Annotated in this window: 5 protein-coding genes; 4 read left to right on the forward strand and 1 reads right to left on the reverse strand. The window is 69.7% G+C overall.

What is annotated here, in order from left to right:
- The first annotated feature begins 94 nt into the window (after positions 1-94).
- The 3 genes from ABZ948_RS31540 (at position 95) to ABZ948_RS31550 (ending at position 3599) form a co-directional block, all read left to right on the forward strand.
- Positions 95-1069, forward strand: a complete 975-nt coding sequence (locus ABZ948_RS31540; RefSeq protein ID WP_359765273.1) for a cation diffusion facilitator family transporter — start codon at positions 95-97, stop codon at positions 1067-1069.
- Positions 1070-1393: 324 nt separating this feature from the next.
- Positions 1394-2851 (forward strand): adenosylhomocysteinase, encoded by a 1458-nt coding sequence (gene ahcY / locus ABZ948_RS31545; protein WP_359765275.1) that lies wholly within the window; start codon positions 1394-1396, stop codon positions 2849-2851.
- A 133-nt stretch (positions 2852-2984) separates the two neighbouring features.
- On the forward strand, positions 2985-3599 hold the full coding sequence (locus tag ABZ948_RS31550) for a hypothetical protein (protein WP_359765277.1): 615 nt from the start codon (positions 2985-2987) through the stop codon (positions 3597-3599).
- A 93-nt stretch (positions 3600-3692) separates the two neighbouring features.
- Here ABZ948_RS31550 and ABZ948_RS31555 read toward each other — a convergent pair whose 3' ends face one another.
- Positions 3693-4715, reverse strand: a complete 1023-nt coding sequence (locus ABZ948_RS31555) for an RDD family protein (RefSeq protein WP_359765279.1) — start codon at positions 4713-4715, stop codon at positions 3693-3695.
- A 139-nt stretch (positions 4716-4854) separates the two neighbouring features.
- Here ABZ948_RS31555 and ABZ948_RS31560 point away from each other — a divergent pair, with 139 nt between their 5' ends.
- Positions 4855-5862, forward strand: a complete 1008-nt coding sequence (locus tag ABZ948_RS31560; protein WP_359765281.1) for a stage II sporulation protein M — start codon at positions 4855-4857, stop codon at positions 5860-5862.
- Positions 5863-6271: the final 409 nt, after the last annotated feature.

The raw sequence follows: 6271 nt of genomic DNA on the forward strand, positions 1-6271 counted from the left end.
ATGGCCCACCGTCAAGCACGGGCAAAGCCACGGGCGCCGCACCTCTGCGGCGCCCTGGGCCCTGGAACGGCGTACGAAGGGACAACGCGAACATATGAGCGCGTCAGGCGGCACCAAGGCGATCGTGGCGGCACTGGCCGCCAACCTCGCGATCGCGGTAGCGAAGTTCGTGGCGTTCATCTTCAGCAACTCGTCGTCGATGCTCGCCGAGTCCGTGCACTCGCTCGCCGACTCCGGCAACCAGGCACTGCTCCTGCTCGGCGGCAAGAAGGCCAAGCGCGAGGCCACCCCGCAGCACCCCTTCGGCTACGGCCGCGAGCGCTACATCTACGCCTTCCTCGTCTCCATCGTCCTCTTCTCGGTCGGCGGCATGTTCGCCCTCTACGAGGGCTACGAGAAGATCAAGCACCCGCACGAGCTGACCCACTGGTACTGGCCCGTCGGCGTCCTGGTCTTCGCGATCATCGCCGAGGCCTTCTCCTTCCGCACGGCCATCAAGGAGTCCAACGCCCTGCGCGGCAAGCGCTCCTGGAAGGAGTTCGTCCGCCACGCCAAGGCCCCCGAGCTCCCGGTCGTCCTCCTGGAGGACCTCGGCGCCCTCGTCGGCCTGATCCTCGCCCTCGGCGGCGTCGGCCTCGCCCTGCTCACCGGCGACGCCGTCTGGGACGGCATCGGCACCCTCTGCATCGGCGTCCTGCTCATCCTGATCGCCCTGGTCCTCGCCGCCGAGACCAAGTCGCTGCTGCTCGGCGAGTCCGCCGGCGTCGAGGAGACCCAGAAGATCGAGGCCGCCGTCGTCGACGGCGACACCGTCACCCGCATCATCCACATGCGCACGCTCCACCTCGGCCCCGAGGAACTCCTCGTCGCCGCCAAGATCGCCGTCCGCCACGAGGAGACGGCCACCGAGATCGCCGCCGCCATCGACGCCGCCGAGGCCCGCATCCGCGAGGCCGTCCCCATCGCCCGCGTGATCTACCTCGAACCGGACATCTACAGCGAGACCGAGGCCGCCAAGGGCCCCGACCCCGAGGCCTCCCCCGGAGGCCCGGCCCCCACGGCCCACTGACCTCACCCGCAGCACCCACGGGGCCCGCCGAACCACTCGGCGGGCCCCGTCGCCTTACCCGAACCCGTCACATGATCGGCTCGATGTGTTCGCGGGCGGACTGGGGTTCGCACCCGCCCCCGGTGTAGCTTGGGACGGAGCCAGACGTCGCTGCTGATGGCGGTCGGGCGGTCCCACCGCGGACCGGCCGAGGGAGAGAGGGCCTCCGACGGACTGCGCTGCGCGTACGCGGGCATGCCTGTGTCCTCCTTCGGGCACCCCTGTGTCCGCCGCCGCGCAGACCAGCCGTACCCACCCTCGACCCAACCCGAGGAGCAGCTCGCAATGACGACTGTCGAGAACCGACAGGACTTCAAGGTCGCCGACCTCTCCCTGGCCGAGTTCGGCCGCAAGGAGATCACCCTCGCCGAGCACGAGATGCCGGGCCTGATGGCGATCCGCAAGGAGTACGCCGAGGCACAGCCCCTCGCCGGCGCCCGCGTCACCGGCTCCCTGCACATGACCGTGCAGACCGCCGTCCTCATCGAGACCCTGGTCGCCCTCGGCGCCCAGGTCCGCTGGGCCTCCTGCAACATCTTCTCCACCCAGGACCACGCCGCCGCGGCCATCGCCGTCGGCCCCAACGGCACGGTGGACAACCCGCAGGGCGTCCCGGTCTTCGCCTGGAAGGGCGAGACCCTGGAGGAGTACTGGTGGTGCACGGAGCAGGCCCTGACCTGGCCGGACAGCCCCACCGGCGGCCCCAACATGATCCTGGACGACGGCGGTGACGCCACCCTCCTCGTCCACAAGGGCGTCGAGTACGAGAAGGACGGCAAGGTCCCCTCGCCCGACACCGCCGAGTCCGACGAGCACCGCGTCATCCTGGAACTGCTGACCCGCACCCTGGGCGAGAACCCCCAGAAGTGGACCCAGCTGTCCTCCGAGATCCGCGGTGTCACCGAGGAGACCACGACCGGCGTCCACCGCCTGTACGAGATGCAGCGCGACGGCACCCTCCTGTTCCCGGCGATCAACGTCAACGACGCCGTCACCAAGTCGAAGTTCGACAACAAGTACGGCTGCCGCCACTCCCTCGTCGACGGCATCAACCGCGCCACCGATGTCCTCATCGGCGGCAAGACCGCGGTCGTCTGCGGCTACGGCGACGTGGGCAAGGGCTGCGCGGAGTCCCTGCGCGGACAGGGCGCCCGCGTGATCGTCACCGAGATCGACCCCATCTGCGCCCTCCAGGCCGCGATGGACGGCTACCAGGTCACGACCCTCGACGAGGTCGTCGACAAGGCCGACATCTTCATCACCACGACCGGCAACAAGGACATCATCATGGCCTCGGACATGGCCAAGATGAAGCACCAGGCCATCGTCGGCAACATCGGCCACTTCGACAACGAGATCGACATGGCCGGCCTCGCCAAGATCCCCGGCATCGTCAAGGACGAGGTCAAGCCGCAGGTCCACACCTGGACCTTCCCCGACGGCAAGGTGATCATCGTCCTGTCCGAGGGCCGCCTGCTGAACCTGGGCAACGCCACCGGCCACCCGTCGTTCGTGATGTCCAACTCCTTCGCGGACCAGACCCTGGCCCAGATCGAGCTGTTCACCAAGCCCGACGAGTACCCGACCGGCGTCTATGTGCTGCCCAAGCACCTCGACGAGAAGGTCGCCCGCCTCCACCTCGACGCGCTCGGCGTGAAGCTCACCGAGCTGCGCCCCGAGCAGGCCGAGTACATCGGCGTGAAGGTCGAAGGCCCGTACAAGCCGGACCACTACCGCTACTGAGCCGAGCAGTACCGCTGCCGGTCGGTTCATCGCCGGTCACAGTCCGAGGCAGGCCCCCGCACCCCCGTGCCGGGGGCCTGCCCCGTTCCGACCGGCCGGCGACCGGCCCAGCCCGTCAGGACCCAGGACCCCCATGCCCCGCGGCCGTTATTCGCTCCATGATCCGCACGATCACACCCCCCTCGCGGAAGAACACTTCCAGTGCGCCATCGGCCCCTCCGGCTGGCGCTACGTCTCCCAGCTGACCACCCCCTCGGGCGATCACCACGGCTCCGTCGACCTCACCCTCGACGAACTCGGCCGCCCCATCCGCCTGGAACTCCACGCCGCCGCCTGGCAGGTTCGCGGCGCCGCCCTCGACGGCGTCACCTGGGTCCGCACCGACCCCACCGGGACCGACGCCACCGAAGGCAATGTGCGCGCCCACGCCTTCACCGGCACCTCCCCGGCGTTCCTCGTCGCCACCGCCCGTCTCCTGCGCCTCACCCCCTCCGCCGCCGCCACCCGCGTGCGCCTCGTCGCCTTCACGGACCCGGTCCTCGCCCCGCGCACCGTGGACCAGTCGTGGGCCTTGCTGAGAAGAGAAGCACACGCCACTGACAACGGCCCCCTGACCGTGGACGAGTACCAGGTCACAGCCCTGGACACGGGCGAGCAGCACTCCGTGCACATCGCCGGCGACGTGGTGCTCGCGGCTCCCGGCATCGAACTCGAAGACCTGGAATCACCACCGTCGGTCTTCACCTGAGCGACCCGCCACAGCCGAGGGCCCGCGACAGCCGAGCGCCAGGCACAGCCGGGGGCCAGGCCCAGACGGCGGGCCGACGGGCGACTCCGGCCCCTACGCCGGCGGCACGAACCCGCTGCCGGACCGACCGCCCGCGAACTCACCGCCCGGCCGGTCGCCCGCCGCCCCTTCGCCCGACTCCGACTCCGCTGGCTGTCCCCCCGCCGACGGCAGGGACGCCGCCCGAGGCGGTACGACGGGCGAAGCCGGGGAGGCTGGGGAAGCTGAGTAAGCGGGGGGAGCAGAGGGAGCTGGGGGAACTGGCGAGGCCGAGGGGGCCGCTGATCCTGAAGCTGCTGGGATGTCCGAAGCTGGGGGGGTGCCCGAGCCGTTTCCGAAGGCCCGCCGGGCCTCCCGCGCCTGCCGCTCCTGCACCACCGCAGCCAGATACGCCGCCGGCGGAATCCCCTGCGGCACCGGAGCCCCGGTACGCTCCGCCAGATCCGACGCCAGCCGCTCCGCCATGGACCAGCCCACCTGCGGATCCAGCTGCTGCATGCGCGTCAGGTACTGACGAACGGCGAGCCACAACCCGTCGGGCACCGCGGACAGATCCAGCCCGGAGAACCGCCCCGCCAGCCAGGGCGGAGGAGGCGGCACAAAGCCGGTACGAGCGACGGGGATCCGCTCCCGCACGACGAGAGTCCCGGCGAACACGTCCCCCAGCCGCCGCCCACGCGCGGATACGAACGAGGCGATGCAAGCGACGATCCCGAAGGTCATGAGGATCTCGATCACCCCGATCAAGCCCCGCACCAGCGCATGCCGGAACCGGATCGGACCCCCGTCGTCCCGCACCACCCGCAGCCCGCACGCCATCTTCCCGAGCGACCGCCCGTGAGTGAGCGTCTCCACGGCGATGGGCGCGCCCACGAGCACCAGAACGAACGTCGCGATCGACAGCGCCGTCTGCGCCGCCTCGTCCAGCGAGGCCGTGGAGACCACCAGGGCGATGGTCACCGCGACGTAGACCGCCATGGCCGCCACAAGATCGAGCAGCACGGCCAGCGCCCTGCTGGGCAACCTCGCGGGGCGCAGCTCCAACGCCACAGCCTCGCCCGTCACCAGCTCACTCACGCCCGCCGTCCTTCCCCTGCCCTGCCCCTGACAGGCCCAGTCTGCCAAGCTGAGGGCGCATCGCACCGTAGTACGACAAGCTGATCCACGACGAGCCACCGACGAACAGTCGACGAACAGCCGAGGAGCAGGCACACCGATGGACCTCGACGTCTTCGTCTCCGCCCACCGAGCGGAGTGGGACCGCCTCGAAGCCCTGCTCCGTCGCCAGCGTCGTCTCAGCGGCGCCGAGGCCGACGAACTCGTCACCCTCTACCAGCGTGCCGCCACGCATCTCTCTCTGATCCAGTCCAGCGCGCCCGACCCCCAGCTGACCGGCCGGCTCAGCCAACTGGTGGCACGCGCGCGTAGTGCCGTGACAGGAACCCGCCGTGCCTCCTGGCGCGACGTCACCCGCTTCCTGGCCCACGGTTTCCCCGCGGCCGTCTACAAGTCGCGCCACTGGTGGGTACCCACCGCACTCCTCTCCACGGCAGTGGCGGCCCTCCTGGGCTGGTGGATCGGCACCCACCCCGAAGTACAGGCATCCATCGCGGCCCCCAGCGAACTCCGCGAGCTCACCCGCCCCGGTGGTCAGTACGAGACGTACTACTCCAGCCACCCGGCCGCGAGCTTCGCCGCCCAGGTGTGGACGAACAACGCCTGGGCGGCCGCCCTGTGCCTGATCCTGGGTGTCTTCCTGGGTCTCCCGGTGCTCTGGATCCTCTTCCAGAACATGCTCAACCTCGGCGTCGGCTTCGGCCTGATGTCCTCGGCCGGTCGCCTCGACACCTTCCTGGGCCTGGTCCTTCCGCACGGCCTCCTCGAACTGACCGCTGTATTCGTGGCCGCCGGCACCGGCCTGCGCCTCGGGTGGACCCTCATCGACCCGGGCCCACGCACGCGACGCACGGCGCTGGCGGAAGAGGGCCGGGCCGCCATCGGCATGGCCATCGGTCTGGCCGTGGTCCTCTTCGTATCCGGAGCCATCGAGGGCTTCGTGACCCCGTCCGGCCTTCCCACCTGGGCCCGCATCGCCATCGGAGTCGCCGCCGAACTGGCCTTCCTCGCATACGTCTGGGTACTCGGCGGCCGTGCGGCCCGCGCGGGAGAGACCGGTGACGTCGAGGCCGCGGAACGTAGCGCGACGGTCCCCACGGCTGCCTGATCGTCCCCACGACCGCCGGATGTGCGACCACGTCCGTTCAACTGCTAGTCTCCTCTTCGCCCCACAGGAGCCGTTGACACGGCAAGTGCGGGGAGGTAGATTCGAACAGTTGCCTGGAGAGGGGCTCTAGCCCCGGACCGGCGACAGAGAGCATCTGTCTGCTTCTTGAATCGCTGATTTCAATGAAGCCCCTCCCGGTGAATCGGAAATGAGCGGCCGGTCAGTCCGGCCCGAAACCTCTGATAAAGTCGGAACCGCCGGAAAGGGAAACGCGGAAGCGGGAACCTGGAAAGCACCGAGGAAATCGGATCGAGAAAGATCTGATAGAGTCGGAAACGCAAGACCGAAGGGAAGCGCCCGGAGGAAAGCCCGAGAGGGTGAGTACAAAGGAAGCGACCGTTCCTTGAGA

This window comes from Streptomyces olindensis (assembly GCF_040645895.1).
Lineage (GTDB): Bacteria > Actinomycetota > Actinomycetes > Streptomycetales > Streptomycetaceae > Streptomyces > Streptomyces olindensis.